General features: G+C 29.6%; 22 protein-coding genes. 13 read left to right on the top strand and 9 right to left on the bottom strand.

Features of this window, described 5'->3' with window-relative positions; all coding sequences use genetic code 11:
* Positions 1–24: 24 nt before the first annotated feature.
* The 6 genes from B5F09_RS05865 to prmC all read left to right on the top strand — a co-directional run bounded on the left by B5F09_RS05865 (position 25) and on the right by prmC (position 6,606).
* Positions 25–1,983: a DHH family phosphoesterase gene (locus B5F09_RS05865; RefSeq protein WP_087372530.1), complete on the top strand. Its 1,959-nt coding sequence runs from the start codon at positions 25–27 to the stop codon at positions 1,981–1,983.
* The gene (gene rplI / locus B5F09_RS05860; RefSeq protein WP_087298634.1) at positions 1,983–2,429 is read left to right on the top strand and encodes a 50S ribosomal protein L9; all 447 of its coding nucleotides are present in this window, start codon (positions 1,983–1,985) and stop codon (positions 2,427–2,429) included. The genes B5F09_RS05865 and rplI overlap by 1 nt, the downstream gene beginning before the upstream one ends.
* A gap of 9 nt (positions 2,430–2,438) precedes the next feature.
* Positions 2,439–3,812, top strand: a complete 1,374-nt coding sequence (gene dnaB / locus B5F09_RS05855; protein WP_087372527.1) for a replicative DNA helicase — start codon at positions 2,439–2,441, stop codon at positions 3,810–3,812.
* A gap of 11 nt (positions 3,813–3,823) precedes the next feature.
* Positions 3,824–4,414 carry a thymidine kinase gene (locus B5F09_RS05850; RefSeq protein WP_087298632.1) on the top strand — a complete coding sequence of 197 codons (591 nt, stop codon included), beginning with the start codon at positions 3,824–3,826 and terminating at the stop codon, positions 4,412–4,414.
* Between the two features lie 258 nt (positions 4,415–4,672).
* Positions 4,673–5,749, top strand: a complete 1,077-nt coding sequence (gene prfA, locus B5F09_RS05845) for a peptide chain release factor 1 (RefSeq protein WP_087298631.1) — start codon at positions 4,673–4,675, stop codon at positions 5,747–5,749.
* Positions 5,749–6,606, top strand: a complete 858-nt coding sequence (prmC, locus tag B5F09_RS05840) for a peptide chain release factor N(5)-glutamine methyltransferase (protein WP_087298630.1) — start codon at positions 5,749–5,751, stop codon at positions 6,604–6,606. Before prfA ends, prmC begins: the two co-directional genes overlap by 1 nt.
* A 104-nt stretch (positions 6,607–6,710) precedes the next feature.
* Here the strand turns inward: prmC and B5F09_RS05835 are convergent, their stop codons facing one another.
* Positions 6,711–7,100 carry a hypothetical protein gene (locus B5F09_RS05835; RefSeq protein ID WP_087372524.1) on the bottom strand — a complete coding sequence of 130 codons (390 nt, stop codon included), beginning with the start codon at positions 7,098–7,100 and terminating at the stop codon, positions 6,711–6,713.
* Between the two features lie 538 nt (positions 7,101–7,638).
* On the opposite strand from B5F09_RS05835, the gene B5F09_RS05825 reads away from it, so the two are divergent.
* The 6 genes from B5F09_RS05825 (at position 7,639) to B5F09_RS05800 (ending at position 13,677) form a co-directional block, all read left to right on the top strand.
* Complete coding sequence (locus tag B5F09_RS05825) at positions 7,639–8,013, top strand: YbaN family protein (RefSeq protein ID WP_087298627.1); 375 nt, start codon at positions 7,639–7,641, stop codon at positions 8,011–8,013.
* Positions 8,006–9,739 carry an ABC transporter ATP-binding protein/permease gene (locus tag B5F09_RS05820; protein ID WP_087372520.1) on the top strand — a complete coding sequence of 578 codons (1,734 nt, stop codon included), beginning with the start codon at positions 8,006–8,008 and terminating at the stop codon, positions 9,737–9,739. The genes B5F09_RS05825 and B5F09_RS05820 overlap by 8 nt, the downstream gene beginning before the upstream one ends.
* Positions 9,726–11,372 (top strand): amino acid ABC transporter ATP-binding/permease protein, encoded by a 1,647-nt coding sequence (locus tag B5F09_RS05815; protein WP_087372517.1) that lies wholly within the window; start codon positions 9,726–9,728, stop codon positions 11,370–11,372. The genes B5F09_RS05820 and B5F09_RS05815 overlap by 14 nt, the downstream gene beginning before the upstream one ends.
* On the top strand, positions 11,373–11,663 hold the full coding sequence (locus B5F09_RS05810) for a nitrous oxide-stimulated promoter family protein (RefSeq protein WP_087372514.1): 291 nt from the start codon (positions 11,373–11,375) through the stop codon (positions 11,661–11,663).
* Positions 11,664–11,865: 202 nt separating this feature from the next.
* Positions 11,866–12,360 carry a GNAT family N-acetyltransferase gene (locus B5F09_RS05805; protein ID WP_087298623.1) on the top strand — a complete coding sequence of 165 codons (495 nt, stop codon included), beginning with the start codon at positions 11,866–11,868 and terminating at the stop codon, positions 12,358–12,360.
* 93 nt (positions 12,361–12,453) lie between these two features.
* Positions 12,454–13,677 (top strand): PrsW family glutamic-type intramembrane protease, encoded by a 1,224-nt coding sequence (locus tag B5F09_RS05800; RefSeq protein WP_087298622.1) that lies wholly within the window; start codon positions 12,454–12,456, stop codon positions 13,675–13,677.
* 88 nt (positions 13,678–13,765) lie between these two features.
* Here the strand turns inward: B5F09_RS05800 and B5F09_RS05795 are convergent, their stop codons facing one another.
* Positions 13,766–14,284, bottom strand: a complete 519-nt coding sequence (locus B5F09_RS05795) for a putative immunity protein (protein ID WP_087372512.1) — start codon at positions 14,282–14,284, stop codon at positions 13,766–13,768.
* Positions 14,285–14,435: 151 nt separating this feature from the next.
* Between B5F09_RS05795 and B5F09_RS05790 the strand changes: the two genes are divergently transcribed.
* A complete protein-coding gene (locus tag B5F09_RS05790) occupies positions 14,436–16,637 on the top strand; it encodes a PP2C family serine/threonine-protein phosphatase (protein ID WP_087372509.1) in 2,202 nt (733 codons plus the stop codon).
* 214 nt (positions 16,638–16,851) lie between these two features.
* On the opposite strand, the gene B5F09_RS05785 is transcribed toward B5F09_RS05790, so the two are convergent.
* From B5F09_RS05785 to kdpF, 7 genes are all read right to left on the bottom strand, one after another.
* Positions 16,852–18,807: a DUF4118 domain-containing protein gene (locus B5F09_RS05785; protein WP_204215237.1), complete on the bottom strand. Its 1,956-nt coding sequence runs from the start codon at positions 18,805–18,807 to the stop codon at positions 16,852–16,854.
* Entirely contained in the window at positions 18,800–19,528 is a 729-nt protein-coding gene (locus tag B5F09_RS05780; protein WP_087372502.1) for a response regulator transcription factor, read from the bottom strand. Before B5F09_RS05780 ends, B5F09_RS05785 begins: the two co-directional genes overlap by 8 nt.
* Positions 19,529–19,642: 114 nt before the next feature.
* Positions 19,643–20,263 (bottom strand): potassium-transporting ATPase subunit KdpC, encoded by a 621-nt coding sequence (gene kdpC / locus B5F09_RS05775; protein WP_087372499.1) that lies wholly within the window; start codon positions 20,261–20,263, stop codon positions 19,643–19,645.
* 10 nt (positions 20,264–20,273) lie between these two features.
* Entirely contained in the window at positions 20,274–22,331 is a 2,058-nt protein-coding gene (gene kdpB / locus B5F09_RS05770; protein ID WP_087372496.1) for a potassium-transporting ATPase subunit KdpB, read from the bottom strand.
* An 11-nt stretch (positions 22,332–22,342) separates the two neighbouring features.
* Positions 22,343–24,082: a potassium-transporting ATPase subunit KdpA gene (locus B5F09_RS05765; RefSeq protein WP_087372494.1), complete on the bottom strand. Its 1,740-nt coding sequence runs from the start codon at positions 24,080–24,082 to the stop codon at positions 22,343–22,345.
* Positions 24,083–24,095: 13 nt separating this feature from the next.
* Positions 24,096–24,509, bottom strand: coding sequence for a hypothetical protein (locus B5F09_RS05760; RefSeq protein WP_087372491.1), 414 nt, complete (start codon positions 24,507–24,509; stop codon positions 24,096–24,098).
* 54 nt (positions 24,510–24,563) lie between these two features.
* Complete coding sequence (gene kdpF, locus B5F09_RS15410; protein ID WP_087372597.1) at positions 24,564–24,641, bottom strand: K(+)-transporting ATPase subunit F; 78 nt, start codon at positions 24,639–24,641, stop codon at positions 24,564–24,566.
* Positions 24,642–25,106 lie beyond the last annotated feature (465 nt).

The following is a 25,106-nucleotide window of genomic DNA, read 5'->3' as shown; positions in this document are numbered from 1 at the left end:
ATTACTAATAAGGTGGTGGGTTTAGTGACTGTAAAGATGACAAGATTAAAAAATTTTGTAGAAATACTTTTGGTAATTGAAGGTTTTTTTGCATTATTTTTATATGTTTTTGTATCAAATAACTTCTTGCTCTTTTTGATTTATGTTTGGATTAAAAATTTAATAGTTTTTGGATTCATTATTTATGCAACAAGTATTCATAGTGAAAATAATTTAAGTGTTAGTGAGGCGTTAAATGATGAGGCTAAGAATGCATTTATTTTTGGTGGTATTGGTTTAATACAATATGATGAAAATCGTAATATTACATGGATTAGTGATTTATTTATTGAATTGCAATTAAATATTGTTGGTAAAAAATTATTGGAATGGCAACCACTTTTAGCTTCGTTGTTTGAAGATGATGATATAAAAGTTATTGATATAAATTCAAGAAAATATGAGGTATATAATAGTAAGGAAAAAAGGCTGCTATATTTAAAAGATGTTACTGATTATATTACTATTAGTAAAGAATATACTGATCAGCAAATTGCTGTTGCCTATATCACTGTTGATAATTATGAAGAATCTATTGAACAGGCTGATGAACAAACATCGGCATCAATTCAATCAACAACTAGGCAAATAATACTTGATTGGGCTAAAGAAAATGGTGTTGTTTTGAAACGTTATAAAAGTGATGGGTATATTGCAATATTTAATGAAAGAACTTATCGCAAACAGGTAGAAGATAAATTTAAAATTTTGGACGGTTTTAAAAAACAGGCTGAACAGTTAGGTCAAGTAATGACTCTTTCAATTGGAATTGGTCGTGGTAGTAATATATTAAGAGAGTTAGATCAAATGGCTTTTTCAGCACTTTCTCTTTCTTATTCGCGTGGTGGCGATCAAGTAACTGTTAAATCTAGCGATGAACCAATCCGTTATTTTGGTGGAAATAGTGAAAGTTATGAAAAATCAAATAAAATTCGGGCTCGAGTTATTGCTCAAACTTTAGCTGGATTAATTAAGCAGGCTGATAATGTATTTATTATGGGACATAAACAATCAGACTTTGATTCATTTGGGGCTTCGATTGGAATGTATGCATTAGCTAAAGCTTATGATAAAGAAACTAGAATAATTATTGACTATGATTCTTTAGAAGAAAAAACTGGTGCTGTTGCTAAAAGCTTACAAAATGTTGAAAAATATCGAGGTGTATTTATTTTGCCACAGCGAGTTCATGATTTTATTCATGAAAAGAGTCTATTGATATGTGTTGATAATCATAAACCATCGCTGGCAATTGATAGTGATGTTTTAGATTTGATTCAAAATAAAGTTGTTATCGACCATCACCGTCGTGGTGAAGAATTTATCGATTTGCCACTACTTACATATTTGGAACCATCAGCGTCTTCAACAGTTGAGTTAATTGTTGAATTGTTTGACTATCAAAAAGAAACAGTTCCTGTAACTGAACGTGAAGCAACGATTATGTATACTGGAATGTTAATTGATACTAATTATTTTAAAACACGTGTTGGAACAAGAACTTTCCAGGCAGCTGCTCGTTTAAAAGAAATGCAAGCTAATGTTAGTCAGGCTTATAAATATCTAGAAGATGATTATGATACTACAGTGACAAAATTATCGATCACCCAAACTGCATATCGCTATGGGCAAAATATCTTGATTGCATATGGAAGACAAGATAAAATATATAGTCGTACTTTATTGGCTAAAGCTGGTAATGAGTTGCTTGGTATTAGTGGTATCAAAGCAGTCTTTATTGTAGGTCGAACGGCGAAAGAAGAAGTTTCTATTAGTGCTCGTAGTAGTACTGATATAAATGTTCAGCTAATAATGGAAAAAATGGGTGGCGGAGGTCATTTTTCAATGGCAGCCTGCCAATTAAAATATGAAGATATTACAATTGTAATTAATTTATTAGAAGAAGCAATTAATGAATATTTAGATGAAAGGACGAATGATTAATGAAAGTTATTTTATTACAAGATGTTAGAAAGTTAGGAAAAAAAGGTGATATTGTAAAAGTTGCTGATGGATATGGTCAAAATTATTTGATTAAAAATAAATTAGCAGTATTAGAAACTAATGCAACTCGTAAAGTTGTTGAAAATGAAAAACAATTAGCACACGAAGAAGATTTAAAAAGACAAGATGACGCTAAACAATTAGCAAAAAGATTAGAAGATATAACATTAGAATTTTCTTTAAAATCAGGTAAAGATGGTAAGACTTTTGGTAGTGTTTCAACAAAACAGATTGTTGAGCAACTACGGGAAAAATATGATATTAAAATTGATAAAAGAAAATTCATCGATGCTCATCCAATTGGAGCATTAGGATACACAAAATTAAAAGTTGATTTATATAAAGGTATCATTGCAACAATTACTGTTCATTTAAAAGAACAATAGGAGAAAAATATGGCTGGTCGTGAATATCCTCATGATATTGTAGCAGAAAGATCGCTACTAGGAGTAATGCTAATTTCTAAAGATAAGTGTATTGATATTTTAAATAAAGCAGTTGAAGAGGACTTTTATGAAGATAGTCATCGAGCAATTTTTAAAGCTATGGCAGCTTTAAATGATGCGGGAACAGCTGTTGATGTTACTACTGTGACATCTTATTTATTAGATCATGGCTTACTTGAAAAAAGTGGTGGTGTCGATTATTTATTACGTTTAAGTGAATCGGTTCCTACTGTGTCTCATAGTGATCATTATTTAAAAATTTTGCATAATAAAGCAACGTTACGAAAAATAATTCGAGAAACAACTAGAATTGCTGAAGAAGCTTATGGTGACGTTGATGATATTGATGAATTTATCGATGATACTGAAAAAACAATTTTAAAAGTTACTCAAGAACGTAGTGCCGGGGAATTTAGAGATATTCGCGGTGTAATTAGAAGTGTCACTGATCGTTTGAATTTATTACAAAAAATTGATGGTAATATCTCAGGGGTTAAATCTGGTTTTAGAGACTTGGATAAAATAACCTCAGGATTTCAAAAAGGTGATTTGATAATTTTAGCAGCTCGTCCTGCAATGGGAAAAACAGCTTTTGCTTTAAATATTGCCCATAATGCTGCATTTAAATCAGAAGAACCAGTAGCAATATTTTCACTAGAAATGCCTGCGGAACAGTTAGTACAAAGAATCATCTGTTCAATGGGTGGTATTGAAGGTTCTTCAATTAGAACTGGTGAAATTTTAAAGACTAATGCTAATAAATATTATGCTGCTGCAGAGCGAGTATCTAAATGTAATATGTATATTGATGATAGTCCGGGAATTAAGATCAATGATATTGTAGCTAAAAGTCGAAAATTAAAAAGTGAACATGGTTTAAAATTAATCGTGATCGATTATTTACAGTTAATTACATCATCATCAAAAAATCGTGAAAATAGACAACAAGAAGTATCTGAAATATCACGTACTTTAAAAGCTTTAGCCAGAGAATTAGAAGTACCGGTAATTTCACTTTCACAGTTATCTCGTTCGGTTGAACAACGTCCTAACAAACGGCCAATGATGTCGGATTTAAGAGAGTCTGGGGCAATTGAACAGGACGCTGATATTGTATCTTTTATCTATCGTGAAGATTATTATAAAGATCCAAGTGAACAAACAGAAAATAGCGGTTTAACAGAAATTATTATTGCTAAACATCGTAATGGAGCAACGGGAGAAGTTAATTTAGCGTTTGAAAAGAATTATAGTCGCTTTTCAGATTTAGCACATGTTGGTCCAGATGGTACTAGTGAAGGCGTTCGCGATTTAAGAAGTTAGGAGGAAAATAAATGTATCATTTATATCGAGATGGCTGGATAGAAGTAATCTGTGGATGTATGTTTGCTGGTAAGACTGAAGAATTAATTCGGCGCATTAATGTTTTAAGTTATGCCAAAAAAGATATCATGGTTTTTAAACCTAAAATTGATAATCGCTATTCTGATAGTGAGATTGTTTCTTATTCAGGAGCACATGTTCCTTGTTTAGTAGTTGAAAAAGCCAAAGATATATTAAAAAAGATTACATCTGATGTAGAAGTAGTTGCGATTGATGAAGTTCAATTCTTTGATCAAGATATTATCGAAGTTTGTGAATATTTGGCTGATAAAGGAATTCGAGTAATGGTAGCTGGATTAGACAAAGACTTTAGAGGTGAGTCATTTGGTGTTATGCCCGAGTTGCTTACACGAGCTGAATTTGTAACTAAATTAACAGCAATTTGTGCTAAATGTGGTTCTCCGGCTACTAGAACGCAACGATTAATTAATGGTAAACCAGCTTCTTTTGAAGATCCAATTGTTTTAGTTGGGGCTAAAGACCATTATGAACCACGTTGTCGTCATTGTCATAAGGTTTATGATAAACCACATAAATTTTAGAAATAAAAATATCAGGAAAAATCCTGATATTTTTGATAGCTAAAAATAAAGACAAGTTACGGCGGTAACTTGTCTTTGGTTTCTATGATTAAAGGGAGGGTAGTTTTCTTACTACACCTATATAATAAAATAGCTTAGTGAACTGAATGTGAACAAATAAAAATAATTATCAAAAAAAATAGCGATTGATTCGCATAAATTTATTTTGCTTATTTATAATGTTTATTATATAATAGGATAGGTTTGGAGGTATAAATCATGAATGAAAGCATGTTAGAACGATTAAAAGCAATGGAAAATAGATATGAAGAATTAAGTCATATGTTAATGGATCCTGATATAGGTAGTGATATCAAAAAAATGACTGATGTTACTAAAGAACAAGCCTCACTTCAAAGTGCTTACGATTTATATCAGGAGTATAAAAAAGTTACTACAGGAATCGAAGAAGCTAAGGAATTAGTTAAAGAAAATGATCCTGAAATAAAAGAAATGGCAAAAATGGAATTAGAAGAATTAGAGGGGAAATTACCTGATATTATTCATCGCTTAGAATTAGAATTAATTCCTAAAGATCCAAATGATAATAAAGATGTAATTATGGAAATCCGTGGTGCAGCTGGTGGTGATGAAGGAAATATTTTCGCTGGTGATCTATATCGGATGTATGTTAAGTACGCAGAATCACAAGGTTGGAAAATTGAAGTTATGGAAGCTGATGCTGCTGAAGCTGGTGGTTATTCATTAATTTCATTTATGGTAAAAGGTGAAGATGTTTACGGAAAATTAAAATTTGAATCAGGATCACACCGTGTTCAAAGAGTTCCTAAGACTGAAACGCAAGGACGTGTTCACACATCAACAGCAACTGTATTAGTTATGCCAGAAGTTGAAGAAGTAGATGTTGAAATCAATAAAAATGATTTAAGAATTGATACATATCGTGCAAGTGGTGCTGGTGGGCAACATATCAATAAAACTGATTCAGCAGTAAGAATTACCCATATTCCAACAGGAATTGTTGCTGCTAGTCAAGATGGCCGCTCTCAACATGATAATAAAGATAAAGCGATGAAAGCTTTAATTGCTCGTATTTATGATTATTATCAACAACAACAAGATCAACAAGTAGATAGTGAACGTAAAAGTAAAATTGGTACCGGTGATCGTGCCGAAAAGATTAGAACTTATAATTATCCACAAAATCGTGTTACTGACCATCGTATCGGTCTTACTATCCAACAGTTAGATCGTATAATGGAAGGTAAATTAGACGATATTATTACAGCTTTAATCAATGAAGATCAACGTTTAAAAATGGAAGGACAACATTAATGGCAACAGTAAAACAATTAATTAATGAAGCAGAAAGTAAACTGGATGCCGAGTATAAAGATGTTAACGTTGCTAAAGTTTTATTTTATCATTTAGCTAATAAAGAACCTCATGAATTATATTTAATGTATGATGAAGAAGTTGATCCTGAATTAGAAGCTAAATTTTTAGCTGGAATGGAAGAGTATTATCAAGGACGACCAATTCAATATATTAAAGGGGTAGAAACATTTTTTGGGCGTGACTTTAAAGTCAATGAGGATGTTTTAATTCCTCGTTATGAAACAGAAGAATTAGTAGAAAATATTTTGTATCATATTGATGATTATTTTAGTGACTATCAAACAATAGATTTATGTGATGTTGGTACTGGTAGTGGCGCCATTGCAATTAGTTTAGCGTTAGAAGAACCACGAACAAATGTTTATGCTAGTGATATTTCTAGTAAAGCTATCGAAGTTGCTAAAGAAAATGCTGCTAATTTAGGCGCAAATGTTAATTTTATGGTTGGAGATTTATTAGAACCATTATTAGAAAAAGAAATTAAAGTTGATATTTTTGTTTCTAATCCGCCATATATTCCTAATAATCAAGAGATAGAAGCAATGGTAAAAGATAATGAACCTCATGTGGCTTTATTTGGTGGTAATGATGGATTGTATTTTTATCGCCGAATTTTTAAAGAGGTAAAACCATTATTAAAAGATCGGGCTTTATTAGCATTTGAAATGGGATTTGATCAACGTGAATTAATGGAAGAAGCTTTACAAACATATTTCCCTGATGATCGCCATGAGATAATTAAAGATATTAATGGTAAAGATCGAATGTTATTTATTTATCATAATTTAAAGTAAACCTATTAGAATCAATTTCTAATAGGTTTTAATTTTATAAATAATTATTTAAAATTCTAATACTTTTTTACTAATATAATCTTCAACATCTTTAATTTGTATATTTAAGCTGGCGGCAGTTTCTTCATGGAAAAGATTTTTGCTAATTGGTAATATTTATTTTCATAACTATGATTTTCTTTTCTTTTTTTACGGATATAAATGGATTTGATGATTTTAATTAAATCAACTTCATCAAAAGTTGCTATTGTTTTTTGATAAATTTCCTGGCGAAAACGATCATTTTCGATTTGTAAAGTTCGAATATAAGGAATACGTTCAATGACTTCATTGATGTTATCAATCGATGGGACTCTTTTTATAATACTTGTTGAATCAACATTAATTGTATGGGGGTTAATTAATGAAGATAAGGTATAGTAGAATTGATTTACTAGCATAACTTGATAAACATGATAATCATTTACAATTACAAAATCATTAATTTTATACATTTTTACTTTCCTCGCTATTATTAATTGTATTGATAATAAATGAGACAACCTGGTCTGGTGCAATATTTAAGACTGTTGAAAATTCATCATATAATATTTTTTCACAGGCATCTAAAAATTGTTGGTTTTGAACATGAAAATTCTTGCCGCATTTTTAAAACAGCCTGCTTATTATCAACAGGTATAAAAATAGTAATATGATGGTCCTGGGGAGCAAGGACATAATACTTTTTTCTTCTCCTTTTATTTTTCGAGTTACTATATCTGTAATAGTGCAAACCCCTTCACGGCCATATAAAAAACAATCACCAATTTGATACATTGATAAGTCTCCTTTCAAAATAAAAGTGTAGTTTGCAACTGGACTTACGTTCAAACAAACTACACGTTAGCTATTTTATTTTTATCATTTAAAAATAAAAATTTCATACGAAAATTTAAAAAAAGATTTACTGTAATGGTTGCAAAGTTTTTTTGATAATGTTAAAGTTAGTCTTGTATAACTTTGTTAGATTACTATAACAAAAAGGAGAAAAAGATGAGATATTTATATTTTGGATTAGGAATAGTATTTATGGCATTAGGGATGATTGGAGTAGCTTTACCAATCTTACCAACAACACCTTTTTTATTAGTAGCTTTGTTCTTTTTTACCAAAAGTTCGAAACGAGCTAAGGAGTGGTTTGAAGGAACTAAATTATATCAAAATCATTTAAATGATTTTGTTACAAGTAGAAAAATGACATTGAAAACAAAGGTTATGTTATTAAGCTTTGCAAGTACAATGCTATTAATAGCTTTTTTAATGATGAGTAATATTTATGGAAGGATAACAATTGTTTTATTAGTGATATTTAAATATTATTATTTTATTTTTCGCATTGAAACAATTAAAGAGTTAAGAAATGATTAATAAAAAATTAGTTAGTTATTTAAAAGAAGATAAAAAATATGTATATTTACAGGTTTTAATGCAATGGTTAGCATTGCTATCTCAAATAATTATTGTTGCTATTATGGCAAATATGATTAATGAGCTATTTATTGACCAAAAAATAAATAATCTTGCAATCCAGGTAATTATAATTATTATATTGATTTTTGTTAAAGGATATTTTGGTAGACAGGCTACAATGTATTCTTTTAAAGCTGCTAAAAATATTAAAGGAAAATTACGAGTTGCTGTATATAAAAAGATCTTAGCACTTAATAATCATTATAGTGAAGTATTAAGTATGGCCTCATTAACACAATTGATGAGTGAGGGTGTTGAACAGTTAGAAACATATTTTGGTAAATATCTACCACAGTTTTTTTATAGTATGTTAGCACCGATAACTTTATTTATAGTATTGTGTCAGGTTGATTTTAAAGCAGCCTTGGTTTTATTTATTTGTGTTCCTTTGATCCCGTTATCAATTGTTTTAGTTCAAAAGTTTGCTAAAAGACTATTAAGCAAATATTGGGGTTTATATGGAAACTTAGCAGAAAGATTTTTAGATAATGTTAGTGGTTTAACAACACTTAAAGGTTATTGTGGCGATGCTAGCAAGCATCAGGAAATGAATGAAGAAGCTCAGCGTTTTCGTAGTATTACGATGAAGGTATTAGTAATGCAATTAAATTCGATTAGTATTATGGATTTAGTAGCTTATGGTGGAGCTGCTTTAGGAATAATTTTTTCATTGCTTAGTTATTATGATAACAAAATTGATTTAGGACAAACGTTTATGATGATCATGTTATCAGCTGAATTTTTTATTCCGCTTAGACTATTAGGTTCATTTTTCCATATTGCTATGAATGGAAATGCGGCTAGTGAAAAAATCTTTAAATTATTAGATACACCAGTTATTGATAATAAAACATTGGCACTTGGAAAAATTAATGAGATTGAACTTTCTAATTTAACTTTTGCATACAAGCAAGATAATGTACTTGAAAATATCAATTTAAAAATAAATGAACCAGGAATTTATGGAGTAGTGGGAAGTTCAGGTAGTGGTAAAAGTACGATTGCAAAACTATTACTAGGGTATTTTGATCATTACCAAGGTAGTTTAACTTATAATGGTCTACAAGTAAAGGAAATTAATCATCATGATTTGATGAAGCAGATAACATTAGTTGAACACAATCCATATATTTTTGCGGGAACAGTGCGTTCTAATTTATTAGATGGCAACTGTTATGCCAGTGATGAACAATTGATGGCAGTATTAGAGAAAGTAAATCTTTTAAATTATTTCAAAGAGCTAGATGGATTAGATAGTGAAATTGAAGAAAGAGGAAATAATTTATCTGGTGGTCAAAAGCAGCGTTTAAGTATTGCTCGGGCCCTATTGCATGATAGTGGTGTTTATATATTTGATGAAGCAACTTCAAATATTGATATTGAAAGTGAAGAAATTATTATGCAGGTTATTGAAGCAATGAAAAAAGATAAAATAGTTATTTTAATCAGTCATCGTCTTGCCAATGTTGTTAATTGTAAATGTAATTATGTTTTTAGTCACGGTAAATTAATTGGAAATGGTAGTCATGACCAATTGATGCAAGAAAATCAGGAATATCATCAGTTAGTTAAGACCCAACAGGAAATTGAAAATTATGGAGGTAAAACAAGTGAAAAGGCGTAGTAATTTAAAAGTTGTAATTAGCTTGATTGCCTTAGTAAAATCAATGCTATTAATAATGTTATTAGCAATATTTTTAGGAGTGTTGGGATACTTAGCAGCAATCTTTTTAACTGTTATTGCTGGGCAGATAATTATTAAAATAATTAATCATCAGGCGTTTACTAGTTTATTTTACCTGCTGGTTATTTGTGGTATTTCAAGAGGTTTTCTACGTTATGGTGAACAATGGTGTAATCATTTTATTGCTTTTAAATTACTAGCAATGATTAGAGATATTGTTTTTGCTAAACTAAGAAAATTAGCGCCGGCTAAGTTAGATGGTAAAGACCATGGTAATTTAGTAGCGATGATTACTAGTGATGTTGAGTTATTAGAGGTATTTTACGCTCATACAATATCGCCAGTTATGATTGCTTTGATTGTTTCTTTAATAATGATTTTTTATCTTGGTAGTTTTCATATTTTATTAGCTTTATTAGGTTTAGTCGCCTATGTAGTTATTGGAATTGTTATACCAATGATTGTTGGAAAGGCTTCTGGAGATAAAGGATTAGAGTATCGTAATGATTATGGGAAATATACTAGTTATGTTTTAGAATCAATTCATGGTTTACGAATTGTTGATCAATTCTCTCGTGGTAAAAAACGTTTAGAAGACATTGATCGTAAAAGTGAGATGCTTAATTATCAAAATGAGGATTTGAAAAAATTAGAAGGTAATTTTAAAATGCTTAGTGATATTTGTGTAAGTATCTTCTCTTTACTGATGTTAATATTAGCTTATTATTTATATAGTCAAAATATGATTACTTTTGATGCTGTTATTTTAAGCACGATTGCTTTAATGTCGTCTTTTGGACCGGTTTTAGCACTATCTTCATTAGCGCATAATTTAGTTATTACTTTTGCAAGTGGTAATCGTGTTTTAGATTTATTAGAAGAAAAACCACAAGTTGAAGAAGTAGTAGACGGTTATAAAGGGGGCTTAGGTGATATTGAAATTAAAAATTTATCGTTTAGTTATCAAGATGAAAAAATCTTAGATAATATTAATTTAACTATTAAGCCTGGCGAAATCATTGGGATTGAAGGAAAAAGCGGTAGTGGTAAAACGACATTATTAAAACTTATAATGCGTTTTTATGATCCAAGTGCGGGTGAAATTTTGATTGATCATCACAATATTAAAGAGTGGAATAGTGAAACATTAACTAAGTTAATGAGCTATGTAACTCAAGATACTTATATTTTTAATGATAGTATTAAAAATAACATTAAATTAGGAAAAGAGGCTAGTGATCAGGAAGTAATTGAAGCATGTAAAAAAGCCAACTTACATGAATTTATTATAACTTTAAAAGACGGTTATGATACGATGATTGGTAGTCTTTATCAATCACTTTCTGGAGGACAGTTACAAAGATTAGCCTTAGCTAGAGCGTTTTTACATGATACACCATTAATTTTGTTAGATGAACCAACAAGTAATTTAGATAGTTTAAATGAAGCTTTGGTTTTAAAAGCTTTAAGTAATAACAGTGCTGGAAAGACGATTATAATGGTTAGTCATCGACCATCATCATTAAAAATTTGTAATCGTATTATTAAAATAGAAAGTGGAAGACAAAGTTAAATGACAATAGAACAAGAAAAAAAGTTAATTACAATAATGATTGAAATATATGAAAAAGGACATGGTGAAGATCTTTCAACACTAAAAGAATATGCTTATAAGCGAATTGATCATTGCCCTCGTAAAGAAGAAAAAACATTTTGTTCAAGTTGTCCTATTCATTGTTATGGTCCTGTTTATCGTCAACAAATTAAAATGGTCATGAAATATGCGGGACCTAGAATGATCTATAAACATCCAGTTATTGCAATTAAGCATATGATAAATACAATTAAAACTAAAATAAAGTAATCTAGTAGTTAAAAAGAGATTTCGAGAATTGTGCAATCTATCAGCAAATAAGAAATCTCTTTTTTATTAATTAGATGAAATTTGATAAAAAGATTGATTAACAGATATTTCTTTAATTATTTATAAGTTGTCTAATAAACAGTATAAACTAATTGTATTAGTTAAAATGTTGGTGTATGATAAAAAAGAATGGAGTGACTTGATGGAAGCGGTAGAAACACAACGGTTATTGATACGGGAATTACAATTAGATGATGCTAAAAGAATGAGTGAATATCGAAATAAAAAAGAAGTAGCTTTTTATCAATCATGGTGGCGTTATCCATATAAAAAAGCAGTGAAAAGAATAGAGTATTGTCTTGAACATCCTTTTAATGGTGATATTGGCAGTTATCAGTTAGCAATAATTTTAAAAGAAACTAATGAAATGATAGGAGATTTCTATTTAGATGTAATGGATTCTTCTTGTGTTACAATTGGATATACGTTTGATAGTTTATACTGGGATCATGGTTATGCGACTGAGACATTAAAGAAAATATTACAGATTTTGAAAGATGAATATCATTTTCAATTTGTTTTTGCCCATGTATACGATGATAATTATCGTTCAATTCGTTTGTTGAAGAGATTTGATTTTAAACAATATGACAGTTCTCGAATATTAGGGGATATTAGTTTTAAATTAGAATTATAATATTATAACATCAGTTAAAAACTGGTGTTTTTTTGTAAAATAATACATAAATGTGCTATAATAAAATAAATTTTAGGTAAAAGAGGCGGATTTATGGAAAAGAGATGTCAAAATTGCGGTCAACCAATTGACCCAAACGCTCGGTTTTGCAGATATTGTGGACATGAAAATGTAGTTGAAGAAAAAAAGGTTCAATATTGCTTTAGATGTGGAAAGCCATATACTGGCAATGTTGCATTTTGCTCTGGTTGTGGAGCAAGATTAAACAACTATCCAAATAACAATGGGGAGAATATTTTAAAAAAAGGGTTAGACAATTTTACTTCTACAATTAATAGCATGACAGGAGAGCAAGGAAAAGTAGAAATTAAATTGAAAGAGTTGTTTTCAGAGGTATTTAAAAAACACACTGTTGAAGAACGCGAAGAAATGTTTATCAGTGGTACTAAGTATACAACTCCAAGAGAATCACAAATGGTTTCTAGCTGGCCTAAACCATGGCTATATTCTCGAGTGTTTATTATGTTTTTAATTGTCTTTATTGCTTTGTTTGTAATGGTCAATAATTTTTATAATACTAATGCTATTCCAGGGGCGATTTTTATTGGTGCCTTAATGGTTCCATTTTCAGCATTAATATTTTTCTGGGAAGTGAATGTCCCTAGAAATATTAGTATTTTTGACGTTATTACGATGTTTTTTGTTGGTGGTGCTTTATCACTTATCTGTACATTGATTTTATATGAAATAATTAGAGTTGAACAATTAGATTACTTAGGTGCAATTTTAGTTGGAATTGTTGAAGAAGTAGGAAAAATTGCAGTAGTAGTTTTTTATGTATCACGTAAAAATACTAAATATATTTTAAATGGTATGCTTATTGGTGCCTGTGTTGGGGCTGGCTTTGCGGTATTTGAAACTGCTGGTTATGCATTTAATGCTTTTGTTGGTAGTGGTGGCCAAGCAAGTGTAATGTTGGATATTTTATGGTTACGTTCAATTTTATCATTTGGATGCCATATTACTTGGACAGCGATTGCTGGCGTTGGTTTGATCGTAGCTAAAAAAGAAGAGCAATTAAATAGCAACCATATTTTAAATGGTCAGTTCTTAAAATTCTTATTGTTGGCGATTGTTTTACATGCAATTTGGGATATGCCAATAACATTTGGAAGTGAAATTTATTTAGTTCAATGGGTATTGACATTTATTGCAATTGTAACAGTTCTAGTTTTATTAAACGCCGGATTACGGCAAGTTTCTCAATATGCAAAACTAGCTAGAGAAAAAGAGTTACAAGAAATAAAAAATCAATAAAAATAAAGAAAAAGAATTATTTATCAGCTTTTTTGTTAGCGATAAATAATTCTTTATTTATTTTATTATCATTAAGTAAAAATGAGGCCTAAGGACCTGAGTAATTATCAATTTCACTTTCCCATAATTTTAATGTATTTATATATTGTTCGATTTTATTACTAGCAGCAGCTTCAAAATTATCAATTCCTAATTCTAAAACTAATGCGGTTAAATCATAAAATACAAAACCAATAGCATGGGTTTCAACATGAACACTAGAACAAGCTTGCCCGATTGCATGACATAAAGCAATATCGATAGGATCATCGATTTCTTTAGCAACCTTATGACAGTCTAAAATTGCTTTTTTAGCAATAGACATTTTTATTTTACCCATTGCCCATCTAGTTGATTGAACAATAGCATTATTAAATCTTTCTTCATCAGGGTAACGCTTGTTTAAAATATCGGCGGTTTGATTAGCCCACTGTAATATCCACATAACAATTGTTCGATGTTTTTGTTTACAAATTAAAGCTATCAGTTCTTGTAAGCAAAGACTTTCACGTGAAAATAGAATTTTATTTTTTCGTCGATATTTTGCTTTTACATCATCAAAATTCATTTTTTTAACCACCTTTACTTATAATAAATATAGTATAACATCTTATCATTCTTTTTCATAACAACAATATAAATATATTTTATTGATAATTAAAAAAATGACAAATTATTTAACAACCACTCTTTATAATCTTGTTTATGAGGTGAATGAAATGGATTTGACAGTATCGAAGGCAAAAGAAAAAATAAAGAGTAATAAATTGACGTATCTATCAATCTTTGGACTGACCCTCCTTCTAGGTTTAGTAAAAATATACGATACATCACTTTGTTTTGTCCTGCCCATGCTAGTAATATCTTTTGCGTGTGGATATCCTAGTATAATTGCATATATGATAGCAATAGCCCTAATATCATATTTGACAAACGATAATTACATGTTATTGATAGTCTCCCTTACTAGTGTCGTTTTAATGCAAGTGATGATGTATCTAAAATTTATCAAAAGTAAATATTTAGCCCTGATAATTGCTTTGGTAAGTTTAATTTTTCTATATATATATCAGTATAGTTATATTGAAATGTTAGTTATATTATCCTTTACTATCTTACATAGCTTGCTTTACCTAGAAGTAATCCCTCTCTTTGTCCATAATACGATAGAGGTTTATACAAACAAAAGAATGATGATTTTATCAGTAATGATAATGTTAGCTATTACTTCTTTAATTGAAGTTAATCAAGTTTATACAATGATATTATTAAGATTTTATTTATTACTTAGTGTTTATTATCTAGGTATAAATAATACAATGCCCACAATTTTATATATATCAATTGTCTTGATGTTTATGAATTCTTTATTAAAAGATGAGATATTATCATTAATCCTTCCCTTTAGTATATTCTTTATGTATAAACCGGAAAATAAGTTAATATGTTCAACAGAGTATTTGTTAAGTCATTTAATATTGCCGTTTTTTATTACCTATGATTATTTTTATCATAGCTTTGTTATTGTTGTCAGTGCAGCGTTGTTTCTATTTATTCCAAGCTTTAAGAAAAAGCCAAAAGTACTAAGCGAGGAGTATAAAAATGTAACTAGTCGCAATAAACTGATTCAAAAAGCCAATACATTCGCCTCTTTGTTTAAACAATTAACTGATATTTTTCAAGAAGCTAATCGTGATGTAAATATTGGTGAGTTTGTGGGATATGTCTATGAAGATGTTTGCAGCCGTTGTCCTAGCAGGGATTTATGTTTTTATCGTGATGGAAATGTAAGTAGATTAGGTAAGCTGATCAATAAGGGATTTAAAAGTAGTTATAGTGAAGATGATTTAAAATATATTGAACAAAATTGCATTAATCCTGACCGGTTTATAAGCGCTGTTAATGAATATAAAGAAAGTTATGATAAGATCAAAAGAATTAATCAGGAAAACTTTCATTTAAAAAAAGATTTATTTTATGAATTTTCATTGTTAAGTGATGTTTTTAATAATTTTAGTAGTTCATTAGAACAAACACCATTAAGTGATGATAGTTTAAAAGAACATTTATTAGGCTATCAATTTAATATTACATATTTATATCGTCATCAAATATCGATGCATTGCTATACTTTAGAAATTGGGTTGATGGATATTAGTAAAGAAGAAGTTGTTGAAGAATTGATTCCAATTATTGAAGGATATTTAAATGAAAAACTAGAGGTGGTATCGATTAAAGATACTATGCATTATCTAGGTTACACATCTTTAATTTTAAAACATCAGCAAAATTATTCTTTACAATATGGGATCCAGCAATATTCTTTAGAACCAATGTATTGTGGCGATTCTTTTAGTGTATTTCATCAAAATAATATGCATTATTTAGCTTTAAGTGATGGTATGGGTCAAGGTAAAGTAGCTGCTAGTGAAAGTAAGCTAACGTTGGAAGTTTTATCAAAGCTGATATTAAATGGCATTGGTTTGAAAGATACTATTGATTCGGTTAATTCGTTATTAAAAATAAAAAATCGTAATGATGTTTTTACAACATTAGATTTATGTAATATTAATCTTGCAAATGCTAGAATGAAAATGATTAAATATGGCGCTAATCCAAGTTATCATATTAGAGGTAGCGTGGTAGAAAAAATTACATCTCATACTTTACCAGTGGGAGTAGTATCTAAGTTAAAAATGGTTAGTTATGAAATGCCATTATTTAATAATGATTTAATTATTATGTCTAGTGATGGTGCTGGGAGTAATTTTGAAAAAATTATATCTGATAATATAGCATTATTAGAAAATAAGCATCCTCAAGAAATAGCTACTTACTTAATGGATCAGGTTTTAAATGAAAATAATTTAGATGATATTAGTATAATTGTAATTAAAATTATTGAAAATGACGTGAAATAAAAAGTACGGTAAGTACTTTTTATTTCGTTATCAAGGAGGTTGGAATTAGAAATTTATAGAGTTCAAGTTACTATATACACTTATAAAACTTCAAAATATTTATCGCAATTTGAATAACCAAATACAATAAATTGGAAAAACATATAAGGAATACGATAGAACTAGACAGATATTTTGTTTACTAATTATGGTGAATATCGCTATTTAGAGAAAATTATAAAATGTTTTTATCAATAGTTATCTCAGTGGCAGGTAAGGTGAAGGTAAATATACTTCCTTTAGGATGATTATCAGTTACGAAAATAGTACCACCGTGGGCTTCGATAATTGATTTACATAATGATAATCCTAACCCAATACTCTTTTTACTGTCGATGACTGTTTTATTTAAACTATAAAATTTATCAAAGACGTTTGTTTTTTCTTCATCTGGAATTCCGTCGCCATTATCCCTGATTTCAACAAATACGGTTTTTTCTTTTTGATATGCAATAATTTCAATCAAAGAACCAACAGGGGTATATTTGATAGCATTATCAATGATATTGATTAAAACCTGAATAATTAATCTTGCATCCATATCGGCCATTAAATATTCATTTTTCAAGTTTATTAGGATTTGATAGTATTTTTTGTTTCGACTGACATGTTTTAATGCGGTTTCAATTACTTCCTCTAACATCTGAGGCTCAATCCGTAATTTCATTTTTCCATCTTCGATTTTTGTAATTGACAAAAGATTTTCAACTAAATTAAATAACCACAATGCATCATCATATATATCTCCATATAAAACTTTCTTTTTTTCATCGCTCAGCATATTATTATCATTTAATAAAATATCAGCATTTCCGTAAATTGAGGTTAAAGGAGTTCTCAAATCATGAGAAATTGATCGTAAAAGATCGGCTCTAAGCTGTTCGTTTTTAACACGTAAAATTGCTTCATTTTTTTCTTTTATACTTCTTATATTATTTAATGATAAAGTCATTTCTCCTAAAATAGCCAATAAAATTCTATTTTCAATTGAGGTGAGCCGATCATTATCTAAATTAATTCCTATAACCCCGTAAGTAATCTTATTATTACGAATTGCATAATAAAGACATTTTGAATTTGGAAGATACCGTGTTGTTGCCCCGGCATGTTTATTATGAATTGCCACCCACTGAACTACTCCTTTTTCATTAGAAGTTAAATATTTTTCAATTGAAGACTTCTTTTTTGCAGGGATAAAAGTTGGTTCATGTAATTCATTATTATTAACAGGATAATAAATTATATCTCTATTTAATAACTTTGATAATATTGTACATCCACTATTAATAATAGCATTTTCTGAAGAAAGCTCTTGTAAAGTTTGATTTGTTTCTAATAGTATTTTTGAGATATATGCTATGTCAGAATACTGGGTTGCTTTTTGTTTAATACGACTTGTTAAGGTACTGGAGAAAAAAGCAACAATAATCATGACAAAAAAAGTCATCAAGTATGACGAATCATGAACGGACAGACTCATAGTTGGAAATGTGAAACAAAAGTTAAATAGAATAACGCTGATGATTGATGACATAATACTACAAATTCTACTTGAAGTAATTACTGCAATCAAGAAAACTCCTAAAATATAAATCATAATGATATTAGAATCGTGGAAACCTATTTTAAAAAAGAAATATCCGATTACTGTACTTACTAGAAGAATGAAGGCAGAAAGCATGAATTCTTGCAATGTAGTTCTTTTATTTTTTTCAATTTTTGGTATTTTTGTTTTAGCATCAACAGGAACTATATGGATATCTATATCTTCAGCTTGGTTTAAAATTTGAATATATAAAGGACTAAAATGAGTAAATATTTTTCTATCTTTATTATTTTTTCCGATGACTATTTTTTTTGCTTTGTAAAGATTCGCTATTCTAATGATTTGATTAGCTATATCATCTGCATATATAATTTCAATTTCTGCACCAGATTGTTCAGCAAATTCTAAATTTTTTTCTAATTGTTGTTGTTCGTGATTGGTTAACTTATATTTTTGATTAAATATATAAACACCCATTAATTTGGCTTTTTCATTTTCTGCTAATTGAAAAGCTGTCTTTATTACTTTAGTATTTGATTTTGAAGCAGATAAGCAGACTACGATTATATTTTTTTTCTTATTCATGATTTTTCACTTCCGCATCTGTTGGCTTAATTAATACCATCTTATAACCAACACCTATATGAGTTTGAATATATTTTTCATTGCTTTTCTTTTCAATTTTTTTTCTAAGTGAAGTTAAATAAACTCTTAATGATGATAGGTCGGATTCGATTGAGTTAACCCAAACTTTATCTAAAATATATCGGTGGGTTAAAACTCTGCCAACATTTTTTGCTAATAGACATAACAAACTGTATTCAATAGGCATCAAATGGATTTCCTCATCTGATACGTATACCGTTTGAGAGACATAATCAATTTTTAATTGTCCATTAATAAAATACCGCACTTCTTCTGTTTTTTTTGTTTCAGAATATTGTATTCTTCTAATAGTTGAACGTACCCTTGCTAATAGTTCTTCAACGTTGAATGGTTTTGTCAAATAATCGTCTGCCCCTTCATCTAGAGCTATTATTTTGTCGTTATCATTACTTCTAGCACTAATAACAATGATAGGTGTTGTGGAAAAAGTACGGTACTTTTTTATTATCTCAATTCCATCAGTATCTGGAAGGCCCAAATCTAAAAGAACTAGGTCATATTGTTGTGTAGATAATGATAATAGTGCAGTAGAACCATTAGGTGCTACATCGTTTTTGTATCCATTAGTTTGTAGTGCAGTAGAGATTAGATTTCTAATTGCACTTTCGTCTTCTATAACAAGTATTTTTGCATTATTCATATATATTATTATCTCCTTTTCTGATTATTATAACATCTATAAAACAACTATAAAATATATAAAACTATAAATATTGGAAAAATCGATTTTTATTAAAATCGATTTTTCCAATATTTATTTTTTAAGTTCTTTTATCAAAGATAGATTAAGTTTCAATACATTTACTTTTTCTTCACCAAAAATTCCTAAAAATTTCTCTTCAGTATTTTCTTTGATTAAATTCAGTATTTTCTTTTTAGAAATTCCGGTATTGTTAGCTACTCTGTCAATTTGTACATTCGCTGCGTCTACTGATATATGTGGATCTAGTCCTGATCCAGAAGCTGTAATGATATCAGAAGGAATATCATCTTTAGATATTGTTGGATTTTCTTCTAAAAATTTTTCAATATCTTCATTGATTCTTTTTTCTAGCTCTGGATTGCTAGGAGCATAGTTATTGCTTCCAGAAGCTGGTCCAGTATATTCATCATTTTTTGCTTCCTCTTTTGTATATGTGTTATAATCATATGCGGATGGTCGACAGTGAAATAATCTTTCATCTGTGAAATCTTGTCCAACCAGCTCAGAACCAATTACTTTATTATCTACTTCTACAAGACTTCCGTTTGCTTGATCTGGAAAAATGACCTGGGCAATTCCTGTTAGTACCATCGGATATGCAAATCCGCAGATAAAGAACATCGCTAAAGAGACTATTAATGCTTTTTTAAAAGATTTAAGATATTTTTTCATGATTGACCTCCTATAATCCCAATAAAACAAGTAATGGGGAAATTAGCATATCAATTAATTTAATACCAATAAATGGACAAATAACACCACCAAGACCATATATCATCATATTTCTTCCAAGCATCTTTGAAGCACTCATTGGTTTATACTTAACACCTCTCATAGCAAGAGGGATTAAGCAAGGGATAATAATTGCATTGAATATTAGTGCTGATAAAATAGCACTCGATGGAGAAGCTAATCCCATAACATTTAAAGCACTTATTTGTGGTATTGAAGCTGTAAAAATAGCTGGAATAATCGCAAAATATTTAGCAATGTCATTTGCGATAGAAAACGTAGTTAGCGATCCACGGGTAATTAATAATTGTTTTCCTATTTCAACAACTTCCAAAATTTTAGTTGGATCAGAATCTAGATCCACCATATTTGCTGCTTCTTTGGCAGCAGTGGTACCGCTATTCATTGCGATTCCGACATTGGCTTGAGCTAATGCTGGGGCATCATTTGTTCCATCACCAGTCATTGCAACAATTTTTCCTTGTGCTTGTTCTTTTTTTATTGCTTCGATTTTATCTTCTGGCTTACATTCAGCAATATAACCATCAACACCAGCTTCGGCAGCAATTGTTGTTGCTGTTAAGGGATTATCTCCAGTACACATAATGGTTTTGATCCCAATTTTTCTCAATCGTTCAAATCTTTCTGGTAATCCTGGTTTAACTGTATCTTTTAAATAGATTACACCATAAATTTTTTCATTTACACATACAACAAGTGGAGTTCCTCCAAGTTTAGAAATACTTTCGATTTTATTTGATAAATCCTTTGGAATAGTTCCACCATTTTCTTTTACAAATTGAATAATAGCTTCGCCGGCTCCTTTACGAATTTTAGTACCGTCCTTCAAATTTACTCCACTCATTTTACTTGAAGCAGTAAATTCAATAAATTCAGCATCTTCATAGTCTTCTAAAAGAATATTTGATCCCATATTATGAGCTAAATCAACAGTTGACTTTCCTTCGGGAGTATCATCTTTTAATGATGCAATACATGCATAATCAATTAATTGTTTTTTAGAAACTTCATCAACATTTACAAAATCACTAGCTAAACGATTACCAAAGGTAATGGTTCCAGTTTTATCCAATATCATTGTATCTACGTCACCACAAGCTTCTACTGCTTTACCAGACATTGCAATGACATTGAATCGAGTGACACGATCCATCCCAGCAATTCCAATTGCACTTAATAAAGCTCCGATTGTCGTAGGAATTAGACATACTGTAAGAGCAATCAATGTGGAAATAGGGATTTTTACATCCAAATATGATGCAATTGGGTACAATGTAATAATTACTATTAAAAATATTATAGTTAATGATACTAATAAAGTATTTAATGCTATTTCGTTAGGAGTTTTTTGTCTAGAAGCTCCTTCGACTAAAGAAATCATTTTATCTAGAAATGAGTTACCAGGTTCGGAAGTAATCTCTACTTTGATCCAATCCGAAACAACAGTAGTTCCTCCAGTTACAGAGGCAAAGTCGCCACCACTTTCTTTAGTTACTGGAGCAGATTCTCCAGTGATTGCAGATTCGTCAACACTGGCAATTCCTTCAATGATTTCACCATCATTAGGAATTAATTCTCCAGTTTTAACAAGAACGATATCACCTTTTTTTAATTCACTGCTTGGAATAATTTTTTCTGTTCCATCTTCTGATATCAATCTTGCTTTAGTATCTTTTTTTGTCTTTTTTAATGTTTCTGCCTGTGCTTTACCTCTTCCTTCTGCTACAGATTCAGCAAAATTAGCAAATAATAATGTTATAAATAGTATCAACGCAACTATTGCGTTATATAAACTTAAATTATTTCCAACATCATTGAATAGGTGAGGAAAAAATATTAATATCATACAAACAACAAATCCTATTTCTACCACGAACATAACTGGATTTTTGATCATGTATTTAGGATTTAGTTTTATAAAAGCTCCCTTTATCGAAGTAACTAATATATCATGTGTAATAAACTTTGTTTTCGTTTTTTTACTCATTTTTGTTCCCCCTACAATGTTAATAATTCAGCAATAGGACCTAATGCTAAGGCTGGCAAAAATGTCAATGCTGCAAAAATATAAACTACAAATATTAAAATAACGGCAAATGTCATTGTATTTGTTTTTAATGTACCAGTTGATTCATTAACATCTATTTTTTTCATCAAACTTCCTGCTATACCAAGTTGAATGATGATTGGTAAATATCTAGCTAAAAACATTACAATACCACAAGTTAAATTCCAAAATAACGTATTGTCTGCCAATCCTTCAAATCCAGAACCATTATTAGCTGCTGATGAAGAAAATTCATAAAGAACCTGGGTTAACCCATGGAAACCAGGATTAGTAATACCTTCAAGTCCAGCATTTACTGATACTGCCAAAGCACTAAATGCTAAAATTAATAAAGGATGAATAATAATACATAGTGCGGCCAGCTTCATTTCTTTTCCTTCGATTTTCTTTCCTAAATATTCAGGAGTTCTACCAATCATTAAACCACAAATGAATACCGCTAGAATAGCGTAAACAAGCATATTCATTAAACCAACACCGACACCACCAAATACCACATTTAACATCATGTGTAATAGTGGAACTAAACCACCTAATGGGGTTAAAGTATCATGCATATTGTTTACTGTACCGGTTGTAAAAGAGGTTGTTACAGTAGTGAATAATGCAGATTGATCAATACCAAAACGAACTTCTTTACCTTCCATGTTTCCAATTGTTTGTGTAATACCTGCTGCTTCAACAGCTGGATTACCCTGTTTTTCACTGAATAAACAAATTGTTAAACCGATAATAAATAGAACTGACATCGCTACAAAAATAGTTCTACCTTCTTTACCAAGCCATACTCGTTTGTTTTTCTTGTTGTCATCTAATTGCATTAAATTTAAATTAGCTAATTTTTTTTCTTGTTTTTTGTCATAAACCATATGACCAAAAGCAAATACGCATGAAGCAGGTAATATCATCATTGAAAATAGTTCTAATATATTTGATATTATTGTTGGATTTTCTAATGGTGTAGCAGAGTTAGCGCCTAAAAAACCACCACCGTTTGTTCCCAAGTGTTTAATAGATTCAAGTGCTGCAATTGGTCCTAAAGCAATATCTTGCAATTTACCTTCAATTGTAGTTACAGTAATATTTGAATTTAAAGTTTGTGGAACTCCTTGCCAAACTAATAAAATTCCAACAAAAATAGCTAATGGCATTAAAAAACGAGTAATAATTCTAATGAAATCAACGTAAAAATTACCCATCTGTCTTCCTAAAAGCCCTCTAACCATAGCTACACAAGCTGCATAACCAGATGCCGCTGAAGTGAACATCATCATAATAATTACAAGCATCTGTGATAGGTATGATAAACCGGATTCACCAGAATAATGTTGTAAATTTGTATTTGTCATGAAAGAAATAATTGTATTAAACGATAATGATTCTTCCATATTCCCAATATTGTTTGGGTTAAAAAGTCCGATAGATTGAACTCTTAAAATAAGATATCCAACAAAAATTAAACAAGCATTTACTAATAATAAAGTTAATGCATATTTTTTCCATCCCATATTTGATGTTTCGATTCTTAATAATTTATATAGAAAATTATCAACTCTATCGAAAACAGGATCGGCGAAAGTTTTTTTCTTTGTTGAAATATGATAAACATAATTTCCAATTGGAAAGATGATTATCATAAAGATAAGTAATGTACATAGTATTTGTATCATAAACAATCCCCCGTTAATCTAAATTATAATAATCATTTTTTTTTACTACATGACCTATATGCTTATCATCATAAATGATTGTATAACTTTCTTTTTTTTCTTTTGGACAATCTTCTTCACTATAAGCAAAATGCTTTTTTGAATAGAAATCACCAAAATTTAAAAGATTTTGATTTGCTGGTTCATAAGTGGGATCAAGTATCCAGGCTATGCGAAAATGCTTCATTGCCAAATTGTGATCATCGCTTTTTTCTAAAAGTATCCCTAATAAATTATGAGGTACAGGGTTGTCAGGATATTTAGACATCGCATCATAAACGTTTTTAAATGCCTGTTTGTAATTTCCTGCACTATTCAATTTTTTAATTAAAAGTGGCAAAGATTTCATTGCCTCTACTTCTTCTTCATTAATAAAATTTTTTTTCATAGAAATCACTCTCTTTTATAAAAATATTTAATTGTTTACTAATTTAATTGTTTACTAAAATTTTTCAGGATTTATTAAAGCGTAAACAAGATAGCCAGCTAGTGCTATAATAATCAAAACTAATAACCACATATATGTTCTTCACCTCTATTTCTTAATCTGTTTATCAACCCAGTTAACAAACAGCACCATAGATAAGAAAGATATAATCAATACTGATATCATGAGTAAGTCCATCATATAATTTTTCCTCCTATCTTTTATATCTCGTTAGTCTATTTCTAAGACACTTGAATTTTATCATTTGCAAAATAAAAAAGGGATTAAAAGTGATTAATGCAAAATTAAAACCAAATTAAAATTATAAATCTAACTATCTTTGAATAAATATCATAAGTATAATATGGTTAAAGGTATTAATGAAGGAGGTTTAAACCAAATTTTTACGAACTTAAAAAAGTATAAAGTATGAAAACATTTATTTTTGTAGATTTGAACTTTTAATGGTTTATCGTCTTAAATAGGCATAAAAAGATAATGATAGTAATTACAATGATCATACTAAGAATAAAGATTTAATTGGTTTAAAAAAATTTA

This window comes from Erysipelatoclostridium sp. An173, assembly GCF_002160495.1.
GTDB classification, from domain to species: domain Bacteria; phylum Bacillota_I; class Bacilli_A; order Erysipelotrichales; family Coprobacillaceae; genus Thomasclavelia; species Thomasclavelia merdavium.
Note: the sequence above shows the minus strand (reverse complement) of the source record. Positions and strands in the feature narration are given on the sequence as shown.